The 24085-nt window shown below is 54.7% G+C and carries 27 protein-coding genes and 3 pseudogenes; 27 read left to right on the top strand and 3 right to left on the bottom strand.

What is annotated here, in order from left to right; translation table 11 throughout:
• Window positions 1-30: 30 nt before the first annotated feature.
• The 15 genes from AC50YL_RS06660 to AC50YL_RS06590 all read left to right on the top strand — a co-directional run bounded on the left by AC50YL_RS06660 (window position 31) and on the right by AC50YL_RS06590 (window position 10280).
• Complete coding sequence (locus tag AC50YL_RS06660) at window positions 31-324, top strand: hypothetical protein (protein WP_494830379.1); 294 nt, start codon at window positions 31-33, stop codon at window positions 322-324.
• Window positions 325-576 carry a hypothetical protein gene (locus AC50YL_RS06655; protein ID WP_494830377.1) on the top strand — a complete coding sequence of 84 codons (252 nt, stop codon included), beginning with the start codon at window positions 325-327 and terminating at the stop codon, window positions 574-576.
• A 117-nt stretch (window positions 577-693) separates the two neighbouring features.
• Window positions 694-1623: a hypothetical protein gene (locus AC50YL_RS06650; RefSeq protein WP_494830376.1), complete on the top strand. Its 930-nt coding sequence runs from the start codon at window positions 694-696 to the stop codon at window positions 1621-1623.
• Window positions 1624-1878, top strand: coding sequence for a hypothetical protein (locus tag AC50YL_RS06645; RefSeq protein WP_494830375.1), 255 nt, complete (start codon window positions 1624-1626; stop codon window positions 1876-1878).
• The gene (locus AC50YL_RS06640; protein ID WP_494830373.1) at window positions 1875-2141 is read left to right on the top strand and encodes a hypothetical protein; all 267 of its coding nucleotides are present in this window, start codon (window positions 1875-1877) and stop codon (window positions 2139-2141) included. The genes AC50YL_RS06645 and AC50YL_RS06640 overlap by 4 nt, the downstream gene beginning before the upstream one ends.
• Window positions 2125-2673 (top strand): crossover junction endodeoxyribonuclease RuvC, encoded by a 549-nt coding sequence (locus AC50YL_RS06635; RefSeq protein WP_494831184.1) that lies wholly within the window; start codon window positions 2125-2127, stop codon window positions 2671-2673. Before AC50YL_RS06640 ends, AC50YL_RS06635 begins: the two co-directional genes overlap by 17 nt.
• Complete coding sequence (locus AC50YL_RS06630; RefSeq protein WP_494830372.1) at window positions 2670-3356, top strand: DNA-methyltransferase; 687 nt, start codon at window positions 2670-2672, stop codon at window positions 3354-3356. The genes AC50YL_RS06635 and AC50YL_RS06630 overlap by 4 nt, the downstream gene beginning before the upstream one ends.
• Window positions 3357-3480: 124 nt before the next feature.
• A complete protein-coding gene (locus AC50YL_RS06625; protein ID WP_494830370.1) occupies window positions 3481-5766 on the top strand; it encodes a ribonucleoside-diphosphate reductase subunit alpha in 2286 nt (761 codons plus the stop codon).
• A gap of 21 nt (window positions 5767-5787) precedes the next feature.
• Window positions 5788-6507 carry a PhoH family protein gene (locus tag AC50YL_RS06620; RefSeq protein ID WP_494830368.1) on the top strand — a complete coding sequence of 240 codons (720 nt, stop codon included), beginning with the start codon at window positions 5788-5790 and terminating at the stop codon, window positions 6505-6507.
• A 107-nt stretch (window positions 6508-6614) separates the two neighbouring features.
• Window positions 6615-6977, top strand: coding sequence for a hypothetical protein (locus AC50YL_RS06615; protein WP_494830366.1), 363 nt, complete (start codon window positions 6615-6617; stop codon window positions 6975-6977).
• Window positions 6977-7492: a dUTP diphosphatase gene (locus AC50YL_RS06610; protein ID WP_494830364.1), complete on the top strand. Its 516-nt coding sequence runs from the start codon at window positions 6977-6979 to the stop codon at window positions 7490-7492. Before AC50YL_RS06615 ends, AC50YL_RS06610 begins: the two co-directional genes overlap by 1 nt.
• Complete coding sequence (locus AC50YL_RS06605) at window positions 7489-8304, top strand: thymidylate synthase (protein WP_494830362.1); 816 nt, start codon at window positions 7489-7491, stop codon at window positions 8302-8304. Before AC50YL_RS06610 ends, AC50YL_RS06605 begins: the two co-directional genes overlap by 4 nt.
• A 20-nt stretch (window positions 8305-8324) precedes the next feature.
• Entirely contained in the window at window positions 8325-9563 is a 1239-nt protein-coding gene (locus tag AC50YL_RS06600) for a hypothetical protein (protein WP_494830360.1), read from the top strand.
• Window positions 9560-10153 (top strand): nucleoside/nucleotide kinase family protein, encoded by a 594-nt coding sequence (locus tag AC50YL_RS06595; protein WP_494830358.1) that lies wholly within the window; start codon window positions 9560-9562, stop codon window positions 10151-10153. The genes AC50YL_RS06600 and AC50YL_RS06595 overlap by 4 nt, the downstream gene beginning before the upstream one ends.
• Complete coding sequence (locus tag AC50YL_RS06590; protein ID WP_494830357.1) at window positions 10131-10280, top strand: hypothetical protein; 150 nt, start codon at window positions 10131-10133, stop codon at window positions 10278-10280. Before AC50YL_RS06595 ends, AC50YL_RS06590 begins: the two co-directional genes overlap by 23 nt.
• A gap of 25 nt (window positions 10281-10305) precedes the next feature.
• Here AC50YL_RS06590 and AC50YL_RS06585 read toward each other — a convergent pair whose 3' ends face one another.
• Window positions 10306-10674 carry a hypothetical protein gene (locus tag AC50YL_RS06585; RefSeq protein WP_494830355.1) on the bottom strand — a complete coding sequence of 123 codons (369 nt, stop codon included), beginning with the start codon at window positions 10672-10674 and terminating at the stop codon, window positions 10306-10308.
• A gap of 85 nt (window positions 10675-10759) precedes the next feature.
• Between AC50YL_RS06585 and dcm the strand changes: the two genes are divergently transcribed.
• The 3 genes from dcm to AC50YL_RS06570 are packed head-to-tail and all read left to right on the top strand — an operon-like array spanning window position 10760 to window position 12835.
• On the top strand, window positions 10760-11812 hold the full coding sequence (gene dcm, locus AC50YL_RS06580) for a DNA (cytosine-5-)-methyltransferase (RefSeq protein ID WP_494830354.1): 1053 nt from the start codon (window positions 10760-10762) through the stop codon (window positions 11810-11812).
• Between the two features lie 16 nt (window positions 11813-11828).
• Complete coding sequence (locus AC50YL_RS06575; protein WP_494830352.1) at window positions 11829-12230, top strand: sigma factor-like helix-turn-helix DNA-binding protein; 402 nt, start codon at window positions 11829-11831, stop codon at window positions 12228-12230.
• On the top strand, window positions 12230-12835 hold the full coding sequence (locus AC50YL_RS06570; RefSeq protein WP_494830351.1) for a hypothetical protein: 606 nt from the start codon (window positions 12230-12232) through the stop codon (window positions 12833-12835). Before AC50YL_RS06575 ends, AC50YL_RS06570 begins: the two co-directional genes overlap by 1 nt.
• 273 nt (window positions 12836-13108) lie before the next feature.
• Here the strand turns inward: AC50YL_RS06570 and AC50YL_RS06565 are convergent.
• Window positions 13109-13601: pseudogene (locus tag AC50YL_RS06565) on the bottom strand (IS110 family transposase); the annotation flags it as partial.
• 293 nt (window positions 13602-13894) lie between these two features.
• On the opposite strand from AC50YL_RS06565, the pseudogene AC50YL_RS06560 reads away from it, so the two are divergent.
• The 3 genes and pseudogenes from AC50YL_RS06560 to AC50YL_RS06550 form a co-directional block, all read left to right on the top strand.
• Window positions 13895-14032: pseudogene (locus tag AC50YL_RS06560) on the top strand (WGxxGxxG family protein); the annotation flags it as partial.
• A gap of 189 nt (window positions 14033-14221) precedes the next feature.
• Window positions 14222-14369: pseudogene (locus AC50YL_RS06555) on the top strand (ABC transporter permease); the annotation flags it as partial.
• Between the two features lie 120 nt (window positions 14370-14489).
• The gene (locus AC50YL_RS06550) at window positions 14490-15008 is read left to right on the top strand and encodes a DUF3231 family protein (protein ID WP_494830350.1); all 519 of its coding nucleotides are present in this window, start codon (window positions 14490-14492) and stop codon (window positions 15006-15008) included.
• A 72-nt stretch (window positions 15009-15080) separates the two neighbouring features.
• Here AC50YL_RS06550 and AC50YL_RS06545 read toward each other — a convergent pair whose 3' ends face one another.
• Window positions 15081-15593, bottom strand: a complete 513-nt coding sequence (locus AC50YL_RS06545; protein WP_494830349.1) for a DUF3231 family protein — start codon at window positions 15591-15593, stop codon at window positions 15081-15083.
• A gap of 824 nt (window positions 15594-16417) precedes the next feature.
• Here AC50YL_RS06545 and AC50YL_RS06540 point away from each other — a divergent pair.
• The 6 genes from AC50YL_RS06540 (at window position 16418) to AC50YL_RS06515 (ending at window position 24038) form a co-directional block, all read left to right on the top strand.
• Window positions 16418-17422, top strand: a complete 1005-nt coding sequence (locus AC50YL_RS06540; protein WP_494830347.1) for a LacI family DNA-binding transcriptional regulator — start codon at window positions 16418-16420, stop codon at window positions 17420-17422.
• Between the two features lie 16 nt (window positions 17423-17438).
• Complete coding sequence (locus tag AC50YL_RS06535) at window positions 17439-18311, top strand: carbohydrate ABC transporter permease (RefSeq protein WP_494830345.1); 873 nt, start codon at window positions 17439-17441, stop codon at window positions 18309-18311.
• A gap of 12 nt (window positions 18312-18323) precedes the next feature.
• Window positions 18324-19145 carry a carbohydrate ABC transporter permease gene (locus tag AC50YL_RS06530; RefSeq protein ID WP_494830343.1) on the top strand — a complete coding sequence of 274 codons (822 nt, stop codon included), beginning with the start codon at window positions 18324-18326 and terminating at the stop codon, window positions 19143-19145.
• A gap of 140 nt (window positions 19146-19285) precedes the next feature.
• Window positions 19286-20644, top strand: coding sequence for an ABC transporter substrate-binding protein (locus AC50YL_RS06525; protein ID WP_494830341.1), 1359 nt, complete (start codon window positions 19286-19288; stop codon window positions 20642-20644).
• 69 nt (window positions 20645-20713) lie between these two features.
• A complete protein-coding gene (locus tag AC50YL_RS06520) occupies window positions 20714-21964 on the top strand; it encodes an amidohydrolase family protein (RefSeq protein ID WP_494830339.1) in 1251 nt (416 codons plus the stop codon).
• A 31-nt stretch (window positions 21965-21995) separates the two neighbouring features.
• Window positions 21996-24038 (top strand): hypothetical protein, encoded by a 2043-nt coding sequence (locus AC50YL_RS06515; RefSeq protein WP_494830337.1) that lies wholly within the window; start codon window positions 21996-21998, stop codon window positions 24036-24038.
• The last annotated feature ends 47 nt before the right edge of the window (window positions 24039-24085 follow it).

Genomic DNA, 24085 nt, shown 5'->3' with positions numbered 1-24085 from the left:
GGAAGATGATAACGAAGGAGATGACGAAGAGTGAACGTTAAGATGACGCAGAAGCAATTTATCGCGTTATGGCGCGAAGAGGAGCTCGAAATCGACGGTACAACGTTTAAGACCGCGGAAGTCAGCGATTGGGACGGTGCCGGCGAAAAGTACCAGACGCTCGAAGTCATCATTACGGACGGCGAACGTTATTACAGCGGGACCATTTCGAGATCCGGTTCGTACTTTTCCGACTGGGAATACGAGGATTACGGCGCTGCGGATCTTACGGAAGTTCGTAAGGTAACGCGTACGATTACGCGAGAAGTTTGGGAGGCGGTTTAGTTGGCGAAGTATCGTAAAAAGCCCATTGTTATCGAGGCGTTCCGTTACTGGATAGACAACCGTCCGGACTGGTTCTGCGATAAAGTAACGACGAACGAGATCGTAACCTTTCCGACGCATTGCGAGATCAAGACGCTGGAAGGCGTAATGCGCGGAGAAGTAGGCGATTACATCATCCTCGGCGTTAAAGGCGAGGTTTATCCGTGCAAACCGGACATTTTCGAAGCGACTTACGAGAAGGAGGCGGTCTAAATCGGCATTTTCACTCGTATCGGCTCGGCACCACCGTCACTCACGGAACAAATCGCGGCCGACTTTACCGCGCACCTCGACGCCTGGCACTCGCGGCCGGAAACGTACGATGACGCCTTGGACGCGCAGATTCACAAGTGGTATGCCGATCTCCTGACGGATAGGAAGCGTCAGGTTTGGCCGCCCCGTAATATACCGTACTTTTCGCCATCGAGCGCCAACTCGGATGCGCGCGGTCTGTACGAAAAGCTGCGCGGCGCTAAGAAAGATGCCGGCGGTCAGCCTCCGCACCAAGGCCGCTGGACACGTATCGGAACGGCGATCGGTGACGTCATCCAGCGCGATATCCTGTTCGCGGAGAAACACGTAGCCGGCACGCGCTTCTCCTTCGAACGCAACGACCGCGGCGAGCCGATGTTTGAGGACTTCGCGAAGGTAGCGCGCGAGATTACGCATAAAGGGCGTACGTTCTCGCTGTTCGGAACCTGCGACGGCATCATGCGTTATGTTTCGGAAGATGGCGAAGTTATCCGCGTCGGCCTCGAAGTTAAATCGAAGCAGACTACGTTCTCGCAAACGTCCGACTATTCGCAGCGCAACGGTCCGAAAGAGGACCACGTTAAGCAATGCGTCTGCTACTCGCTCATGTACGGTGCAAAAGACGCGCCGATCGATTACTACGTCATCCTCTACGTAAACGGTTCGCGTAAGTCGTGGGCCATGACGGAAGACGAGTACGCGAAGAATCCGGACATCAAGGCGCATTGTATCGAGATTACGGACGAGATGCGCGCTGACGTGCTTGACCGATTTGCGGACATCGTGACTGCTGCGGAGAGTGCGAATACGCCTGCGCTTGACCTCGGCAATTGGACATTCAACTCTTTCAAGACCGCGATTGCCGCGTCAATCACAGACGAAGAGATTGCGGCGCTCGAACGCCAGGTTAGCGCGGTCCAACGTTCGGGAATGCCGGACTGGAAAAAGCGCCAGTTTGCGGAAGCGTTCGAACAATTAACGGAAATGCGGAAGGGAGCGGTTGCGTAAATGACGGAGCAGAAGAAACGGGAGTTTATCGTCCTGTATGCGTTATTAGCAGCGTTGGATAACGCCGGGGTACCGGTAGATGAGGTATTCGATGGAGATACGCAAGCGCGCTTAGGCGAATTCATTTCGGTTCTTCCTGACGCGGATGAGGACATACGTGGAGACAATATCGAGCGTACTATTTCTCTGGCCCGCGATTCTGTTGGCCGACTTCTCTACGAGGAGGTATCGGTGGAAGAGGTGGTCGCCAATTGAATTACGTTATTGAATCTATCCGCAAATTGGACGGTACACCGCACGAACGGGAAGCGCGCCGTAAGGGACACCGCGTCTTTATCGCTAAAGTAACGGCGGGTAATCCGCTGCTATTGGTATACGTAGACGAAGTCGACCAAGTGCTGCGTACGTCTACCGTAACAGGCGTATCCCGCGAAGAGCCTACGCTGACAGTAACGACGCGGAACACGGTCTATACTTTTCGCCGAGCAGAGGTGATGCCGCCTGTCACCGAAAATTAAGGAGCCGTCCACACGCTATCTCGGCCTCGACTTATCGTTATCGCCCGGCATCGCTACGATAGAAGTCCGTAACCGTGTCCCGTATCTCATCGCGGCCGAATCGATCGCAACGTCGACGGCCGATAACGATGCGGTCCGGTCCGCGGTCGTCGAATCGTTCATCGCGCAGCACATTTACGCTCACCGTCCGTATAACCTCGTTCTACGCGAAGACTTTACGGCCGGCCGCAATAAGCGCGCCACGCAGACGATCTTCAGCGCCTGGTCAGCCGCGGACAGAGCGCTTCATACGTACGGCTATAGCGTCGATGACGTTAAGCCGGTCCTTGCGCCGACGACCGTCAAGAAGCTCGTAACGTCAACCTCGACGTATTCAGGTAACGGTAAAGCCGAGAAACCGGAAGTGGCGGAGGCTGTGCGGAGGATCTTGCGCCTCGATACGGACTATACGTTTAAGACCGGCTACGATGACTCGGACGCGTGTGCCGTCGTACTGGCTTATCTAATACGGGAAGGGTTGATCGACGTATGAAGAGGCTGCTCGGCTCGCTTGAGCTAAACCGGATATATCAGCGCGATTGTATCGAGGGCATGCGGGCGTTGCCGGATAAAAGCGTGGATCTCGTCATTACAGACCCGCCTTATCTGATGAATTACCGAAGCAATAGGCGCGTCGCATCAGAAAAATTCCGCCATATCGCCAACGACGTAGATTCAACGGATTTGATTTCGCAATACTTGGCGGAGTGTTATCGGGTGCTCAAAGAGGACACGGCTATCTATATGTTCTGCAGTTGGCATCATATTGACTTTTTTAAACAGGAGTTTGAACGTCATTTTAAATTAAAGAACCTTATCGTTTGGAATAAGAACGTCCACGGAACCGGCGATCTGAAGGGTTCGTACGGGCCGAAACACGAGCTTATCTTATTCGGACATAAAGGACGGTCTTTACTACGGGATAAGCGCATTCCGGACGTTATCGATTGTGCAAAGGTCCCTAGCGCAAGGTTAACGCACCCTACCGAGAAGCCGGTGGAATTGCTACGTAAGTTTATCCGGAATTCCAGTAATCCTAGCGATATCATTCTCGACGGCTTCGCTGGAACGGGGTCACTGTGTGTAGCAGCGGCGGAAGAGGGGCGCGATTTTATTGCGTTCGAACTTGAAACGGATTACGTAACGGCCGCGAATTTGCGACTTGAAGCCGTATGACCGCCGCCCAGCTACGCGCTGAAATCGCCCATATCGAGTATTGCATCGCCATACGTAACGAAGATATTACGAAGTTAAACGAGAAAAAGGCGCAGCTACTCGCGCTACTTAAGGAGCGGACTCATTGACACAAATTATTAAACGTAACGGAACACGCGAAGAACTCACCGTAAGCAAGATGCGCAAGGTCATCGAATACGCCTGCGCCGGCTATCCCGAATGCTCACCGCTCGAACTCGAACGTGACGCGAAGCTTCAATTCCGCGACGGCATGACGACGAAGGAGATTCAGCGGTCGATTACGCAAGTGGCCGTCGAGAAAACGTCGATCGAACGTCCGAATTGGCAATACGTGGCAGCCCGGCTGCTCGCGTACGACCTGTATAAAGAAGCGGCGACTAACCGTAAGTACGTCGGTCAGTTCGGATACGGCGACCTTTACGCGCTGATCGAACGCGGCCAAGACTGCGGCATGTACGGACGCTACCTGCTCGAGACGTACACAGCCGCAGAAGTTGCAGAGTTGCAGGCGTATATCCGTCCGGAGCGCGACGATCTGTTCAACTATATCGGCATCAAAACGCTGTCCGACCGCTACACACGTAGAGATGGCGGCCGCATTATGGAGTTGCCGCAGGAACGTTTCATGGTTATCGCGATGCATCTCGCGCTTAACGAGACGGACCGCGTTGAACGTGCGAAACAGTTCTACGATCCACTTTCGCGTTTGGAGATGACGGTCGCGACGCCGACGCTCGCCAATGCCGGCACGCCTCTTCCGCAGCTATCATCGTGCTTTATCGATATGCCGGGCGATAACTTGTGGTCGATTTATAATACGGACGCGGCCTTTGCGCAGGTTTCGAAGCACGGCGGCGGCATGGGAATCTACGTCGGCAAGATCCGATCGCGCTCGTCGTCTATTCGCGGCTATAAAGGCGTGGCCGGCGGCGTCATTCCGTGGATTAAGAACTACAACAATACCGCGCTCGCCGTCGATCAGCTCGGCGTCAGGGCCGGCGCAGTTGCCGTCTACCTTGACGTGTGGCATCCGGACATTCTCGACTTCCTCAACGTGAAGACGAACAACGGTGACGACCGGATGAAGGCGCACGATATCTTCCCTGGCGTATGTATTCCGGATCTGTTTATGCGCGCGGTTGAGGAACGCGGCGAGTGGTACTTATTCGATCCGCACGAAGTCCGCACCGTAATGGGCTATTCGTTGGAAGATTCGTGGGGAGACGAGTTCGAACGGAAGTACGCGGAGTGCGTAGAAGCTGCGATCGACGGGCGCCTGACGTACAAGGACCGGACCATTCCGGCTATCGACGTCATGAAGCGGATTATGACGAGCGGCTTCGAAACGGGTACGCCGTTCGTGTTCTACCGCGACACCGTTAACCGCGCCAATCCGAATAAGCACGCCGGCATGATTTACTGTTCGAACCTATGTACGGAGATCGCGCAGAACATGTCCGAAACGACGCTCATTGCCGTTGAGGAAGACGGAGCCGACGACATGTTCCGCGTCCGGGCGGGCGATTTCGTAGTCTGTAACTTATCGTCGCTCAATCTCGGCCGCGTACGATCGATGGCGGACATTCAACGCATCGTAACGACGGAAATGCGCATGCTCGACAACGTTATCGACCTGAACTATTATCCGGTGCCGCAAGCCCGCCGGACGAATCAGAAGTACCGCGCAGTCGGCCTCGGTACGTCCGGTTACGCGCAATGGCTCGCGCAGAATCAGATCGTATGGGAAAGCGAAGCTCACGTTGAGGCAGCGGACGAACTCTTCGAGGAAATCGCGTATTGGGCGATCCGTACGTCGAATGAACTCGCGAAGGAACGCGGTGCTTACGCGGTCTGTGCCGGCAGCGAGTGGGAAACCGGCGAGTACTTTAGGCGGCGCGGCTATATCGAAATTGACGCGGATTATGGTAATTACGTCATGATTCCAGGGAAGGAGCGTTGGGCTGAGCTAGCGTACAATGTCCGTAAATACGGCATGCGTAACGGTTGGACGATGAGTCCGGCGCCGACCGCATCGACTTCGTTAATCGCCGGCTCGACTGCATGTAACGATCCGATCTTCGCGAAGTTTTTTATCGAAGAGAAGAAGAACGCAGTCATTCCGCAAACGGCGCCGAACCTGAACGCGGATACGATGTGGTTCTATAAAGAGGCGCATACGATCGACCAAACGTGGTCAATTCGGGCGGCCGGCGTACGACAACGCCATATCGATCAGGCGCAGTCATTCAACGTTTATCTGACACCGGACTATACTGCGCGCCAACTGCTCAATATTTATGATCAGGCGTGGAAGGACGGTCTTAAGACCATCTATTATTTTAGGAACCAGTCGCTAGAGGTCGATGATTGCGTAAGCTGCAGCGCTTAATTACGAAAGGGGACGCGATCAATGGCGTATTGGGGAATCAGCGCGAGGAACGACGGACAGCGCGCGTCCATTAAGGCGCTCACGAACGATAAGCCGTTGCTATTCCTTACGGGACCGGCCGGCACGGGTAAGACGCTAATTACGCAGGCTGTCGGTATGCATCGTCTGACCGAGGACCAGGACTTCCGTAAGATGATGTATACACGTATGCAGACGCAAGTTGGCGTCGATCTCGGTTTCTTACCGGGCGATATTCATGAGGGAAAGACGTATCCTTTTATGCGTCCTTTCCTCGATAACTTGGACGCGATGTCTCCTGAAGCAAAGCGCGCTTATCACTATTTAACGTCGGGTGGCGAAGACAAGCGGAAGCTGTTTTTCGATCCGATTCAAACGATGCGCGGCGGCTCCTTTCTCCATATGTTCGTAATTTCCGATGAAAGTCAGAACCTCGATACACACACGATCGCAACGATTGGGACGCGGCCCGCTGACGGAACGAAGATCGTATTCCTCGGAAACTTCGCGCAGATAGATGACGCCAGGCTGCGGACACCGGAATCTAACGGACTGTATCGTCTACTTTCCGGCCTGTACGAAGAGGGAGCGCACGGATATTTCGATCACGTTAATTTAACGGAAGTTCAGCGTCATCCGGTCGTCGACGTCGTAGAGCGTATTCTGCGTAATCACGATATGCCTGCGGAATTTGCGGAACTGGAAGCGTGCGGTAACGTGTGAATTTTCTCCGACGTGTGCGAAACGTAAATATCGAACGAATAAGTAAGTGAAGTCGTTGTGCGAAACGCGATTGGCCGGCGACTATACGTATGAAGGAGGCGTTGTGAATGAAAAGCTACTCCGGAATAGTCGGAAGTCGCCGTCATCCGCTCGTTTTCGGAGACCGCAGCCAAGCGGAAATAATCGCAACTCGACGTGAGAAGCGCGGCGCCATACTCGCGAGTCTGGAACGGCGGCAAGCAGCGGCACGCTACGCAATTGAACGATTAACTACCGAATTTGTTTACGGAGGAGGACGCAATTTGAGTGGAGATGCACGCACATTTACGTATATCCCTACGTTCGATATCAAAGACCTTGATTACTCGGTCGTAGAGTTACGCGTTATCAAGGACGGCGATGTTACCGTCATTCTCGCAGTTAGAGGCGATAAAGTCTATGTGGTTGACGTGAAAGGAGTGATCCTTTAATGAACGTTAATATCCGCAAACTTCATCCGGACGCGGTCATTCCGCAGTACGCAACGGACGGCGCGGCTGCCTTCGATCTTGTAGCGGTCGAGGACGTAATCATCGCGCCAGGTGAGACGAAAAAGGTTCCGCTCGGCCTCGCGTTTGAAGTGCCGGCCGGCTATGTGCTCTACGTCATGATGCGGTCGGGCATCGCGTTTAAGACGAAGCTGCGACAGCCGAATGGAGTTGGCGTTATCGATTCGGATTACCGCGGCGAAGTATCGATGATGTTCGAGAATACCATCGTAAGCGACGGCGAGTACGAACATTCGGGAATTACGCTAAATAACGAATATCTGCGTTGGGAAGTTGGCGTTGAGTTTCCGTGTGGAACTTATATCGTACGCAAAGGTGACCGCGTCGCACAAGGCGTTATCCAAGCGGTGCCGGCCGTTACGTTTACCGAAGTGGACGAGTTGAGCGTGACGGCGCGCGGTGCTGGCGGGTTTGGGCATACGGGGACGAACGGATGAGGCAGTATCACGAACTTCTACGCCACATTCTCGACAACGGCGCAGCAAAGTCGGATCGCACCGGAACCGGTACGTTATCTGTCTTCGGTTACCAAACACGCTACAATCTCGCGGACGGATTTCCGCTGCTGACAACGAAACGCGTTCACTGGCGGTCGGTTGCGTACGAACTGCTATGGTTCTTGCGCGGCGATACGAACGTTAAGTACCTGCGCGATAACGGCGTTACGATATGGGACGAATGGGCGGACAAGTACGGTAACCTCGGACCGATTTACGGTGCGCATTGGCGTTCATGGACGCACCGGTTCCCCGGCGAATACGAAATGGAAACGAAGGTAATCGATCAAATCGCAGACGTCATCGCACAGATACGCACCAACCCGGACAGCCGCCGCTTGCTCGTATCGGCCTGGAACGTCGGCGAACTCGAACAAATGGCGCTCCCACCGTGCCACTTCGCGTTCCAGTTTTACGTAGCGAACGGTCGTCTATCGTGCCAACTACATCAACGTTCGGCCGACGCTTTTCTCGGCGTTCCGTTTAATATCGCAAGCTACGCATTACTCACGCACATGATCGCTCAAGTATGCGGACTTGGCGTCGGCGAATTCATCCATACGTTAGGCGACGCGCATATCTACGTTAACCATATCGACCAGGTTCGTACGCAACTCGAACGGGAGCCGCGGCCGCTGCCGACGCTGCGCCTGAATCCGGCAATTACGGACATTGACGCGTTCACATTCGAAGATATCACGCTAGAGGGTTACGATCCACATCCGGCCATTAAAGCGGATGTGGCGATATAAACGATAAGGGAGCGGATTAAATGAGTAACGTAACGGTAATAGCTGACGCTAAACTTGGCGGTATTGAACGGGAATACACGGAGGTTAAGCGTAAGGCGCGTGTTGGGGAACGGATTAAAGTTACGAATTATCAACCGGGGAGGCACGTTCACACGGGCGACTACGCATTGGCCGGCAAAGTACTAACGGTTACGCGAGTCGATTCCGAAGGTGACGTTGGTGCGGCAGAGGAGGCGCGAGTCATTGGGTACGTGTTTTATGGAAAGGCGCAATGTCCGTCTGAATACGTTGTCCTCGAACCGACCGACATCGTACGTATCGACGGAGCCCGTTATCGGATGGTCGAGCGGAAGGCGCGCGTAGGGGAACGAATTGTTAGCGTAAAAGGCGAAGACTACCGCATTAAAATCGGGCAATCGTTCACCGTAACGAAATTCTTCCACGACGATAGCGGCGTAGGTTTCGATATTGACGCGGATTGGAAGTGGGCGATGAGTCACGCAGAGTATGCCGTACTTGAACCGGCCGATACGACCGCAGCTACGCCTATTCCCGCCCCAATCCAACGTACACTCGACGGCCTCACCGAAGCCGTGGCGGTCCTCACGCGTCGGGCTACGGAAGCGGAGCGCCGGCTTGACGAACTCGAAGCGGCCGATCCGCTGGTCATCGTTAAGCGGCCGGCCAGCTACGTACAGGTTGCGTCTGGGACCGTTGAAGATCGGCTGCCTTCGTTCGTTACGCGGGATTCGATCGTAGAGCGGGCGAAGCGTGACGTGGCGGAGTTGACTGCTAAATATACGAAAGTACCTACGTCATATGTAGACTTCGTAGTTAACCGCGAGAAACGGACAGTAGTCGCCCTCCGATACGTCCATGAGTACGGTGGCTTCAACGTTGATAACCGCGGCATCGCCAAGTGTGCGCCGGACGACGTATTCAACGTTCACATCGGTAAGGCGATTGCACTCCGCCGGGCGCTCGGACTGGACGTGCCGGCCGAATACGTAAAGGTGCCGCAGCCTACGAAGGCTCGCGTTGGGGATCGAGTGAAAATCGTAGATACGCGCGCTACGAATATCGGAATGCATTTTATGAAAGACGGCGAAACCGGAGTTGTTGCCGAAAAAGACGATAGCGACGATTATCCGTTTCTAGTTTCGGACAGCTTTGACGGCAGCGGAGTATGGTCTGCGCGAGGGTCCTTCGTAGTAATCGACGATAGCCGTACGGACGTAGACGAGGAGGTGGTCGCGTGAACATCGCGCTAACCGGCCATCTCCGCAGCGGCAAAGACACGGTCGCGGATCACCTCGTAGCGAATTACGGTTACACGCGATTCGCGTTCGGTGATGGCATCCGTGAAATCTGCCGCCAGATCTACCCGGATCAAATGCGCGGAAGCACGAAGCCGCGGGCGCTATTACAAGGCGTTGGCCAATCGTTGCGTGCGTTCGATGAAAACGTATGGGTTAACGATTGCTTTCGTAGGATCAACGTAAAGATTGCGTCAGATGAGGCGTACTACGAGGCTCCGTGGAACGCGCACGCTTGGCGCCCAGTCCGCGTAGTAATCACCGACCTCCGCCAGCCGAACGAATACGACCGCTGTCGCTCGGAAGGTTACGTCATCATCCGCGTTAAAGCACCGTCTGCCCTCCGCATTCAGCGCGCGATTGAATCGTCCGATACGTTTCGGCTCGCCGACCTGACGCACGAGACGGAGAGCCATGTAGACAGCTTCGTAGTCGATTACGAAGTGGAGAATAGCGGTTCATTAGCGGAACTGTACGCGAAGGTTGACGAGATTATACGGAGGTTGGCGGATGGAAACGCGGACGCTACGTGAGCAGCTCGAAGAGATTTACCGTCAGGCGTACGCGGCGGGCTATGCGGGCGGATACGTTGCCGGACTGACCGGCGCGGAATGGGATACGGCGGTTCCGTGGGAGAACGAAGACGAAAAAGACGCGTAACATAGGAAATTACGCGTCCGCTTCGTTAGTTGTTCGGCTGATCCGGCGCATCGTAGCCCGCGAGCCTAAACGTCAGCCATCCTTCTTCCTTACCGTCATAAAGGTACTGCGCCGCCTGGTCAAACGGAATTGCGTTCGCCTTCAGAAAGTTACGCGCCATGACGTAGCCGCGCTTATCGAACTTATACGGAATCGTATTCGTAAGGCGGACGATGTTAGGTTTGGCGAGCGCAATCCGCTTATTCACCTTATCGTAGCCGACGTAAAGCGATATAGCTCCGGTCGCTTCGAGTTCGCGGCGTAGGTTGGCGGATAGGCACAGGCGGCCTTGGCGGTCGACCGTTATCGTATGCAGGCCGGCCCGGTTCGTCACGTTGGAAAATGGAGTGATCACGTAATAACCTCCGTTCTGTATGCGCTTATATACGTTATTATACGCAATTTGGACGGAGACAAGCAATAGAAGGGACGGTGCTTAATTGACGTTTAAATATATCGAATTATTCGCGGGCATTGGCGGGTTTAGGAGCGCGATTGATCCGCTTGGCGGAGAATGCATATTCGCAAGTGAGATCGACCCGTTCGCGACCAAAGCGTACAAAGCGCTCCATAACGGAGCTCCGGAACTGCACGGCGACATTACGAAGATCGACGCGTCTTCAATACCGGACCATGACGTACTCGTCGGCGGCTTCCCGTGCCAGGCGTTTAGCGTCGCAGGTCAGCGTAAGGGCTTCGAGGATGCGCGCGGTACGTTGTTCTTTGAGATAGCACGGATCGCCGCCGCAAAGCAGCCGCGTTTGATGCTACTCGAAAACGTAAAAGGTCTCCTATCGCATGATGGCGGCCATACGCTCGAAGTGATGGCGTCCGTTTTGAACGATATCGGTTACGCGATCGATTTCCGCGTTCTGAATTCGAAGCATTTCGGAGTTCCGCAGAATCGTGAGCGGATATTCATCGTGTGCGACCGTGACGCAGAGCACGAGGATTGGAGCATTAGAGGAAACGATGTCGTTGCGAAGGCAAAACGGCGGATTCAAATGCTTGGCGTGCGAACCTTTAACTTCGATTGGCCGACGAATGATACGGTGAATACGCGGCTAAGAGACGTGCTTGATTCAGAAGTAGACGAACGGTACGCTGTCAGCAAATCATCCGTTTCACGACTTCTTAATGACGGTAAGGGTTTTCGCAGCACCATGCATTCTCCAGACTACGAAGGCGTTGCGCGAACACTTTTTGCAAGTATGCATAAAGTTGCACGAGGTATGGATTTGATTAACTCGCCGAGCGGTATTCGAAAGCTTACTCCCCTCGAGTGCTGGCGCCTTCAAGGTTTCACCGACGAGCAGCACGCCAATGTTGCTTCAGTCGGCATCTCAGATACTCAACGTTATAAGCAAGCGGGCAATGCCGTAACAGTCAATGTAATCAGCGCAATAGGAAGGCGTTTGATTACGCGACTTGGCAGTGATAAAGCAGAGCCAGTTTTATCGTGGTGGGCAGGGGAAACAGACTGGAATTATTAAAAAGGGGGGCCGCCTAATGGGCGCATGTAAAGTAGACATCGCGAAAGACGCACGCAATTACACGGTAAAATACGCACTCAACGACGCGGCCGGCGTTAAATCGCTGCTCCGCGATCGTCACCGTATAGCAAACCGCCGCTTTAAAGGCGATACGGCCGCATCCGACATTATCATCGATCTCCACTCCGCAATCGAAAGCGCCGACCTAACCGACCGCCAAGCGGAAGCAATCGCGCTCGTTTACGGACTCGATACCACGTTAGAGACGGCCGGCTCCGTTATGAGCTGTACGAAGCAAGGCGTCAAGGCGTTCATCGACGGGGCAGCCGAACGCATCTGTGCGGTTTATCAACGTTGGGAATACGGCGACGTTGAGGTCCAGTTGGAACCGGACGAGCAGACGGAGGTGGCGGATTAATGCAGGCGTTGACATACGTTGAAAAATTCGCGGCTTTAATCTCGCAAGTCGAACGCGGCAATAAGGAACGAAAGTCGGACGAACTTTTACGTTTCTACTACGAAAGGTTTACGTACGACTTGGCCGACCGGACGCAGCGTATGGAACTCGTCAGCCGCATCGCGGACGATTACGTCAAAGCCCACGCCGAAGTTAATCAGGAATTACTCGAACGTTGGGCTGAGCGCGGCTACAAGGGGCAGCGGCCGTCTCCGATATCGCTCGATACGGCGCTCATCGACCGGCTAACGGACGCGATCCTCGACGAAGAGCTAACGGACACGCATCCAGATAAGGTGACGCGGACGGAATATCCGTTCATGTCCGAATGGCAACTCGAACTTCGGCGCGACCGCGAGACCGGATTGAAGGCGGCCGAGGAAACGGGCACGGACGGCCACAATTATGCGGTGCCCAAACGGCGGCGACGGTCCGGCTACGAAAATAACTTCGTCGACCGTAACGCGAAGATTCGTAATGCGGAAAGGGCCGCACAGTATAAACGCGATACGGCGGCCGGCCCGGTGGTAACCTACGTTGACTTGTCCCTCCGGCATACGATATAATCGCGTTGTAATTTAACACATCGTAGGGCTCCGAGGAATCCGTAGGTCCACGTTTGAATGTCCGTAATAGGCTGCGTCTAGGCTACGAAGTAATAACGAAGCCAAAACGCACTCGTAATGCGTAGGCCGGGGGTTCAATTCCCTTCACCAGCACCATTTACTCCCATAACGACGCGGTTTCCGGAAGTATCGGAAACCGCGTCTTTTAGTTTCATCTACCATTTATCTACCCTTTACTTCGCTAAAGCGAAATTCCGGTACTTCATTGAGCTATTCCGGAAATACTTGATCGAGGACTGCCTGAAACTGCAGCTTCGCTTGCACATACATATCCGTCAGAGCATCATGCTGCCTGGTTAGATAGCGCAGATTCATCATGAAATGTCCTCGTTTTTTGTGCGGCTCCAACTCTTCTTTGTAGAACAATTCCCCTAGTTCGTATGCGTCAGCGATATCCGTTTTCACCTTGCGTAAGTTGGTTTTTTTGGCCTGAGGGGAGATCAATGGATTGATGACAATGTACAAGTATTGATGCTCATCTAGAAACTGAATCACAGGGCTATGGTAGTGCCCCAGTTGCTTCTAAGACTACTGTCGGAGGTAGTCCGGTAAAGGATTCGAGATCCTGTACATAGTCTATGAAAGAGGCCAGCCCCTCGAGATTATGTTCAAATCGAAAGATTTTTCCGTGCGGAATTCCTCGATTAATAAATGCTTGAGCATGACTTTCTCCTTTGGAGACATCCAGTCCAATGACAGGATTCATGTAACCACTCCTTGTTTTATATTCGCCGGCAACCCCTGACCTTCTTGTCGTCCACATTATCGCATGTGATTCGAGGTCATGCCCCAACTAGCCTAATCATGGTTTAACAAGTAGGGGGGATGAACGGAATAGCTCTCGGGATCGGAGTCCCACGGGCAGAAACGTTCGATCCCCGGCCACCGCAATCTTACGACCACGCAAAAAGAGGTCGACCAGTAAGTTCTGGTGACCTCATAATACGAACGGGCAGAATAGTTTAAAATACGAATAGCTATGAGACGAAGACGGGCAACAACAATAATGGCACATATCGGGCACGTAATTTGGCAGGGAATGACGACAACGGTTTTGACTGGGGGTGGCTCGGTCTGTTAGGTCTACTCGGCTTAGCCGGTATGAGAAGCCGAAACCGGGAACATGATCGCGCTTAGTTATCAAAATGACTTTAACTCAACAGATGATCTGATTTTATCTTTTCCAAAATAAAACAGCAGCAGACCGCTAATAGTCGCCGAGACTGGCTGGCAATGAAACGTTGAAGGGACAAGAACTTATGGCAGGCTTTTAGGCAAAGTAATCTATTAATCATGTGAGCGAGAATAAAATTACATCCGACCTGCTTTGCCGAGAACCAGCCGGTGACCTCGATCGTAGAAGCCATCCGTGCACTATTATCAAGATCAGCCGGTGGGCAATGACATATGGGTCGCTCTGGCGTGGTGCGTCGGAATTTTGATTACAGCCTATTTCGTTGCGATGAGGATGTATATGCATGCCTATTATTTCAAGGTTCTGCTGCAGGATAGCCGCGCTTTCCCTGGTTATATTATAAATGTTCTCGGCTGCGATCCGGGCACGACACAATTCCTTTGAAGGAGCGATCACAGCATGGGTGTTTTAAGTGGTAATCCAAAAGACGAACCATTGCATTACGGCGAGATTTTCGCAATTTGGCAGGCATCGACGATGGCAAAAGGCTTCGTTTCCTCTTACAGCGCGCTAAAATTCCACACGGGAGATAAGGATCTCCGCGCGATCTTGGAAGACGGCATTCGACAAGCACAATTGGAAATCAGTGAGTTGGACGAGATTTTGATCGCCAACGGCATTACGCCGACTCCTAAGCCGCCGGAACGCCCGGAAGCGAAGCTGGAGGAGATTCCGGTTGGAGCAAGATTCGCCGATCTGGAGATTGCGGCTGGTTTATCGGCAGATCTGGCCGCCGGCCTAGTTGCCGCCAGCACGGTGATGGGGCTGTCGATTCGCGAGGACGTCGGCGCCTTATTCGGCAAATATCATGTGACCAAAGCCGCTCTCGGCGTAACAATTCTGCATCTGAGCAAAGAGAAAGGGTGGCTGATACCGCCGCCGCTTCAAATCAAGCGTCCGGAAGCCGTAGGCGTTTAACGCTGCACAAACAGAGGGCAGTCCGTGGAGTGACGGGCTGTCCATATTTTCGTTATTCGCATTGCTTCATGGTTAGTGTTCCGGCCGACGTATCTGAAGCGGAGGAGGAACGAGCCAGCCCTTCTCTTTGCTTATTCCCAGTGCGACTGCAGACGATGCAAGATGGAGGGCGTAGTACTTCGAAAACAACAAGCCGACGTCGATGCGGATCGAACTCCCGGTAATTTGACTGCAAGCTACCAGACCGGCAGCCAGATTTTCGCCAACTGCGACCGCGATTTCTACATCTGAGAAACGGGCGCCGGCTGGAATTTCCTCCAGGCTTACCGACGGGCGCTCCGGTAGGGAAGGCGGGGGCATTATGCCATTATGGACGAGTAGTTCGTCGCATTCTTCTGCGGCTTGCCGCGCCTGTTGAACGAGATTGTTCAATAACCGCTTCAAATCGTTATCGCCTGCGTGCGACAGGTAGAGCTGATAGGTGGAAATGGTCGATTTCTTCTTTGCCGAATAGATCCAAATATGAAAGATTTCGCCGTAATGCAGCGGTTGGTCTTTCGGATTCCCATCATTCAGAATACCCATTTTTTCGCTCCTTTTATTTTGGCATATTGTACCCCCCAGTATAGCCACGCGCGGCCATTTATAGACTTTTTACGAAATGATAAGAGAGTGTTGTGAAAAAACAATATTGTCCGAATAAAGCTCACCTTCGAGGAGCCAGCGGGTCATTACGATCGGCTGTCTCCGTTGAACAAACGGGTACGTTAGCTTAATAAAACAGCGTCAGTCTAAGACTTTATTTTTCTCGTCTAAGGCTCACGCTGATTTTATTATTTAGACCAAATCTAATGCTTACACTCCGTCTTGCTTGTTGCCTGTTATAGAAATCCCTATCCCCTGTAATACAGCTTCCTGCATGTTTGGCAGCACAGGTGAAGCGGGGGTTCAATTCCCTTCACCAGCACCATTTACTCTAATAACGGCGCGGTTTCCGGAGCTTTCGGAAGCTGCGTTTTTTGCTGTCTCAAGGCAGGAAATGGGAATCGAATGAATTGTAAATCGAGGGTTGACACCGTTTGCAGTAAGCGCTATTCTAAACACATCGAATTTATAGCGCTTTAAAATTGGAACGTTCCCAAAGTTCAACCATCTTCCGAACGGAGATGAAAGCGAGGGATCGTGTCAGGCAAAGGGAAAGCGGGAATGGGCTTTTCTCCATTTTGGGAACGTTCCCAAAATGGAGAATGACTTGCTCGCACGCAGGAAGGTTTGAGTCTTATTGGGAGCGTTCCCGAGAATAACTGTTTCGTTGCATCATCGCTTTTTGGTAAAATGGGAACGTTCCCAAATCTACTGGAAAGTTTGCATCGCGCATGGGAAACGATAACAGAAAAGAGTGATCGAACGTGGGGCCGACAATTCACGACGTAGCCCGGTTGGCGGGGACATCCAAGAGCACCGTATCCCGGTATTTGAACGGGCAACAGGTAAAAAAAGCGACGCAGAACGCGCTGGAAAAAGCGATCAAGGATCTTAACTTCCACCGCAACGCCAATGCGCGCAGACTGGTCCTCGACCGCACCAACATCATCGCCGTGGTCGTCGATAATATTTCCAACATTTTCTACTCGGGCATCATTCGCGGCATCGAGAACGTGGCCAACATGAAGGGCTACAATTGCATCTTCCTCAGCTGGACCTCCAACTACGAGGACGAGATCTCGTTTCTGAACCTGCTGTACGAAGGCCAAGTGGACGGCGTCATCCTCGTGAGCTTCCAGAAGCGGGGCCGGGAAGATCTCGAGCAGATTCGGGATTCCAGCTATCCCATCGCGCTGGTCGGCGATCATGGCGAGATGGACGATATCTTCTCCGTCGACGTGGACAACGCCGCAGGCGTATACGAGATCGTCGAATATTTGCACGGACTCGGTCATCGCGATATCGCCTATATCGCGGGCCCGGACCATGCCGCGGCCAACAAGTACCGGTTCAAGGGCTATCTCTCGGCGATGGAAACGCTCGGCTTGACGTACAATCCCGGATGGGTCGTGCAGTCCGACTGGAGCAATCAGGGAGGGTATCAGGCGATGAAGAAGCTGCTTCAAGCGGACGGCTTCACGGCCGTCGTCGCCTCGAACGACGAGACCGCGATCGGGGCGCTGCGCGCCACGCAGGAGCACGGCTTGAACGTGCCCAAGCAGATGTCGATCGTCGGCTACGACGACATCACGATCTCCGAATGGGTCTACCCGTCGCTGACGACCGTCCGGCAGCCGTTCCAGGAGATCGGCATGAAAGCGGCACAAGGCTTGTTCCAAAAGATCGAAGGCGCCGAGAACGGCGACCCCGATGACCACTATCTGTTAAAGCCAAGACTCATCATTCGCGATTCCTGCGGAAAATTATAGAAAGAGGTGAGGGCGGATGGGCTCGAAGGTCAACAAATCGCATTACGGCTACTTCTTCATAGCGCCTTTCTTCATCGGGTTTGCCGTGTTCGGTTTGGCGCCGATTCTGTATACCTTGTACTTAAGTTTCATGAAATGGGACGGCTTCAACGATCCCGTCTACGTCGGCGTCGCGAACTATACGCGGCTGCTGCACGACAGCTTCTTCTACCAGACGATCTGGAACACGCTGATCATCTGGGTGTTCTCGAACGCGCCGCAGCTCGTCGTCGCGCTGCTGCTGGCGCTGATCCTGAACGAAAAGTTCATCCGGGGCAAGCATTTTTTCCGGGCGGTCTATTTCTTCCCGCATATCATTACGCCGGTCACGCTCGGCGTCATCTTTAGCCTCATGTTCGACTGGCAGACGGGCAGCATCAACAAGCTGCTGACGAACCTCGGCCTCGTCCACGATCCGATCAATTGGTTCAACAATCCGTGGTGGTCGCGAATCATCGCTTCGGCGGTCATCTGCTGGCAGTATTTCGGCTTCAACATGATCGTCTTCATCGCCGGCCTGCAGTCGATTCCGAACGAGGTATACGAAGCGGCGGAGATGGACGGCGCGACGAAGAAGCAAACGGCGCTCAATATCACGCTGCCGCTGCTGCGGCCGGTCTTCCTGTTCGTGTTCATCACCTCCGTCATCGGCGGCCTGCAGCTGTTCGACGCGCCGCTCATGCTCGGCGACGGGCCGGGCAATACCTCGCGGACGATGGTGATGTACCTGTACGAGACGGCGTTCAAAAATTTCGACTACAGTTACGGCGCAGCGGTCGCGTACGGCATTTTCATCGTCGTTATGTTTTTCACGGCAATTACCGCCCGAGCCTCAAGGCTGAAGGAATAGGAGGCGAAACGCATGGCCAAAGTCATTTCCAGAGGGATCCTGTACGTGTTTCTTATCGTAGTGGCGGCTACTTGCTTGATCCCGTTCTACAGCATGATCATCACCTCGACGCATACGAATTCGGACATTGCCCGGAAGCTGCTGCTGCTGCCCGGCAATCAATTCCTCGACAACTACAACCGGCTGAAGGATACGGTCAACATCTGGCGCGGATTCGGAAATACGGTGTTCATTACGGTCATTTCGACGCTGCTGAACGTGTATTTCGCGGCACTGGCCGGCTACGGCTTCTCGAAATACGACTTCAGGTACCGCGGCGTGCTGTTCCTGTTCGTGCTCGGCACGATGATGATCCCGGGGCAGCTCGGCATTATCGGGTTCTATAAGCTGATGGATTCGCTGCTCATGCTCAATACGTACTGGCCGCTCATTCTACCGTCGATTCACAATGCCTTCGGGATATTCCTGATGCGGCAGTTCGCCGACTCTTCGGTGCCGACGGAAATCATCGAATCCGGCCGGATGGACGGCTACGGAGAGCTGCAGATCTTCAACCGGATCGTGCTTCCGATCATGGGCCCGGCGCTCGCTACCTTGGGCATCTTCGCCTTCATCGGCAAATGGAACGACTTCCTGACGCCGATGATCATCCTTTTCGACAACAACCTGCAGACCCTGCCCGTGATGATCGCGAGCTTGAAGTCGCAGTTCACCTCGGATTTCGGCGCGCAGTACGTCGGCATCGTCATCGCGGTCGTCCCGGTATTGGTCTTCTTCTCCTTCATGTCGAAGCGGATCATCGACGGCGTCGCGGCAGGCGCGGTCAAAGGCTGAACGTGCTTCCGGTTCATTCGACTTTCATTGAAAGAGGTGATGCCTGGGCGAGGCAAAGACGATCGGATTACTCATGTAAGCGCTTCGCGGACCGGAATCGAACGTTTCAATTAAAACCATGACCAAAGGGGAGATCGGTTTTGAAAACGAAAAAATGGCTGACGATGACGACGTCGGTTGTCCTGGCTGCCGGCTTGCTGGCCGGCTGCGGCAACGGCGGCAACAACAACAATGGCGGCAATGCGGCCGGAGACGCGAACGGCGCCGCTGGCAACGGCGCGACGAATAACGGCGCGGCGAATGCCGGCGCATCGAACGGCGGATCGCAGGAGTTGAAGGGCAAGCTCGTCATCTGGACGTTCTTCGATCAGGTGAAGGACATGGCCGAGCAATTCCAAGCCAAAAACCCGGGCGTGACCGTGGACGTCAAAATGTTCCCGGGCGACCAATACCAGACGAAGCTGCTGACGGCGCTTCAATCCGGCAAGGACGTTCCGGATATTTTCGATCTGGAGCGCGGCTACATCGGCAAATTCATCGATTCCAAATTCCTGACCGACCTGTCCGCCATGGGCGGGGACGATCTGGTGAAGGACTACATTCCTTACGTGCAAGAGCTCGGACGTTCGTCCGACGGCAAGCTGCGCGCGATCTCCGACCACTCCTCGCCGGGCGGCTTCTGGTATCAGAAGGAGATTGCCAAGAAATACCTCGGCACGGACGACCCGGACCAAATCAGCGACATGGTGAGTTCTTGGGATAAAATCGTCGAGCTTGGCAAGAAAGTCGCGGCGGACAGCGGCGGCAAAGAGCATCTGATCCAAAACGCCGGAGACCTGTTCGACATCGAGGCCTACAACACGCAGCCGTGGGTCAAGGACGGCAAGCTGACCATCGATCCGAAATGGCAAACGGTATACGACACGCAGCAGCAAATCCGCCAAAACAACGTGGACGCCAAGCTTCCGTTCATGTCGGCGGGCTGGGGCAACGCGCTGAACGACGGCAGCGTCGTATTGACGTCGATGCCGGCTTGGGCGGGCTTCATGATCGACAACAAGGACGACAAGGCGAAGGGCAAATTCGGCGTGGCCAAAACGCCGGAAGGCTTCTACGTCGGCGGCACGTACCGCGGCATCTACGACAAATCCGACAACAAGGACCTGGCCTACGAATTCATCGCATACATCGCCGGAACGGAATGGCAGCAGCACAACCTGGAGAAAACGGGCAACATGCCGGGCAATGGCAAAGTGTACGAGGCGAATCTCGACACGTATAAATCCGCGTTCTTCGGCGATCAGAACATCTTGAAGCCTTACTACGAAACCGTCAAGCAAATGCCGGCGATCAAACCCGACAAATACGGCGAGGACATTCTCAGCAAATGGAGAAAATCCGCGGGCGACGGCATCACGAACAACAAGAGCTTCGACGACGTCGTGAAGGACTTCAAGAAAGAAGTGAAAAACACGTTCCCCGAAATCGACGTGAATTAAGCGACAGCAATAGGCGCGGCTGCTTCCAGACGGAAGCAGTCGCCCATTTTTGGAAGGAGAAACGGCCCGATGAGCAGCATTCATGAATACGTAAATCAACTTCGGATCATCGACGGACATGAACATCTGGCGACCCCGCAAATTCGCAAGAAAGAAAACCAGGACTTTTTCTCGCTGATGCATTATCTGGATTCCGATCTCGTTACGGCGGGCATGGCGCGCGGCGCGCTTGCCGGCAAAGGCACCGACGAAGAGCGGGCGGCAATTTTCTTGCACTACTGGGAACGAACGAACAACACGACCTACGCGCGCATGTTCCGAAGCGCGATGCGGGATTTGTACGATTTCAACGACTGGAGCGTTAACGGGATTCTGGAAGTCAACGAGAAGGTGAAAGCGGCGACGCATGATCCGAACTGGTATCACGAGGTGTTGTACGAGAAATCGGGCATCGACATGGCATTTACGTTAATTCAAACGACCAAGCTGGAGTATGACCTGTTCCGGCCGATCATGTTCATGGACTTTACTTATAAATTGCGAAATCGGAAGGATATCCACGACGTCGAACGGGGCGCGGGCATGACCGTGCACACGTTCTCGGGTTACCTGGACGCGGTGGACGCCTTATTGCATAGATACAAAAAGGACGGCATGGTGGCGACGAAGCTGGGGCACGCGTACTGGCGATCGCTGGCAAGCGCGAAGCCGACCTATCAAGAAGCCGAAGCCGCGTTCAACCGGCTGCTCGGCTGCACGCTGGAGGAGGGCCTGTCCCAGCCGGAAACGGAGCCGCTGCAGGATTATCTCATTCATTTCATCATCCAACGCTCCACCGCGTACGAGCTGCCGATCCAAATTCATACCGGGCATCACGAGACGAGCGTATCGGGCAACGGCAACCTGATCCCGAATTCCAACGCGTCGCTGCTGCTCCCGCTGTTGGCCGAATACCGGGACGCAAAATTCGTGCTGCTGCACTGCGGATTTCCTTATCACGACGCCTACTTGAGCATCGCGAAGAACTATCCGAACGTGTACACCGACTTTACGTGGACTTACATCATATCGCCGACGGCGGCCAAGCAGATCCTGCATCAGATGATCGAAATGGTCCCGCAGACGAAAATCCAAGGCTTCGGCGGCGACTACAACCACGTCGAAGGCACGTACGCGCATCTGAAGCTCGCGCGCGGCATCATCGCCGACACGCTGGCCGAGAAAATCGCGGAAGGCGCGATGAAGGAAGGGGACGCGATGCGGTTCGCGGACCGGATCTTCCGGGACAACCTGATCGAGCTATATAAGTTGGACGTATAACCAAGCCAATACGAAAGGAGCGAGGCGTCCTGTGGGTTGTACAACGGAACAAAGCGGCGGCGTTCCCGCGCTTCGGGTGTTCGAGCCGGGGCGCGAAGGCGGGAAGGCGTACATGCGGTTCGGCCGCCTGCTCGGCGTCTGGGACGCGGCAGGCAAGGAAATCGGCGAGCTCGCGATCGCGGAGATCGCTCCGGACGGCAATGGCGGATTCGCGATGTCGGGCGCCTCGGAGCTGTTCGAGGCGGAGGCGGCTTGGACGGCGGCAACAGATGCCAAGGGCGTCTACGACGTTACGCTGACGGTCGTCTACACAGGAGCCGCGCCCGGCGAATTTGGGCTGACGTTCGGCTGCGAGCTGGTCGGCCCGGGCCGGCCGGACTGGATGATTCCGGGCGCGTTCTATAAGGAAAACCGGTTCGAGAAGAATCTGCGCCAATATCCCCGGTACGACTATCGGGGTGGCGACCACGAAGAAATGGTGTCCGATTATTGGTCGTTCCGCTCGGACCGCGCGGCGCTGCCGGCGGTGTTCGCCTGGAACGATGGGGCATGCGGCGCGCTCTGCACCGGCGAGACGTCGGAGCTTGGCCTGACCGGTCTCGGCTTCCGCGGGAACGAGGCGGGTACGTCGATCTGGCTGAACTTTCCGTACCGCGAGGAGCCGGTGACGTTCGTCGGCGATCCGCTGCCGAAACCGTCGGATATCGCATGCGCCCGGTTCGAGCCGGGGAGGCGGGTCACGCTGAAGCTGCACGTCTATGCCGCCGGTCCCGATCCCCATGCCTACGATCCGTTCGTCCGGCGGATGTATCGGCTCCATGAGAACGAGCATGCACTCAATCCTTGGATGGGCTTGGAGGAAGCGGCCGAATTGACCGCTTACGGCTTGTACACGTGGCATTACGACAAGCAAGAGGGCATCCTGAACGAGACGGCGGCGTTCGACCGCGAGTTCAATAACAACGTGAAAGGGATGGGCGACCGTCCCCATATGCATGTCGGCTGGGTCAGCGGGGCACCGTACGCCTATGCGCTGCTCGCCTACGGCCGCAAGAATAACATAGCGGCGTATGTCGAGGCCGGCACGGCGGTGCTGGACAAGATCGCGGGCGGCGTCTCGCCGAGCGGGGTTTTCTGGGCTTCGTGGGTCGCCGGCAAAGGGTGGACCGCCGGATGGAATCCGAAATCCGACTGGCTGCAGGCCCGCACGATTGCAGAGGCGACGCTGTTCATGGCGCGCGCCCTCGCCTTCGAGCGGGAACGCGGCGCGGCGCATCCCGATTGGGAAGCGGCGGTGCGGTCGAATTTGAATTTTGCCGCCTCCCGTCAGCGGGAAGACGGCAACTTTGGCTCATACTATAACTGCATAAGCGGCGCGGTCGAGGAATGGGACGGTGCCGGCGGCATGCTGTGGATCCCGGCGCTGCTTGCGGGAGCGGCTTATTTCGGCGAAACCCGCTTCTCGGATGCCGCGGTTCTGGCCGGCGGCTATTACGAGACGTTCGTCAAGAACGAATACATCTACGGTGCGCCCGAGGACGTTCATCTTACGCCGACCTCCGAGGATGCTTATAACGCGGTCGCCGCATACGTGCATCTGTACGAATTCGACCGCAATCCGTGCTGGCTGGCGCTGGCGTCGAGCGCGGCGGACTGGATGATGACGTTCCGCTGGACGTACAACCTGGCATTCCCGCGGCGCACGCTGCTTGCCCGATACGATTATCGCTCGCGGGGCGCGGATCAGGCATCGACGTCCAATCAGCATCTGCATAACTATGGATTGTTTTGCGTGCCGGAGATGCTGCGGCTGTGGAAGTACACGCAGGACGCCTATTACCTCGACCGCACCCGGGACCATATCGCGTGCTTCCTGCAGTTTATCGCCAGGGAAGACGGGGATTTCAACGCGTATAAAGGCATGGTTACCGAACGATTCTACAATACGAATTGCTTCCAGCCGAAAGGCATGATGCTGACGCTGTCGCATTCCTGGTGCATCGGGCTGATTCTGTACGCCGCCCAGGAAGCGGAGGCTTACAGCGTTGACTTGAATTTGCAACCAGCAATGTGAGAAAAAGCATTATGAGACGATCAATATTCGAAACGGGGGTTCACGTA

The organism is Paenibacillus sp. J22P277, assembly GCF_059383675.1.
Note: the sequence above shows the minus strand (reverse complement) of the source record. Positions and strands in the feature narration are given on the sequence as shown.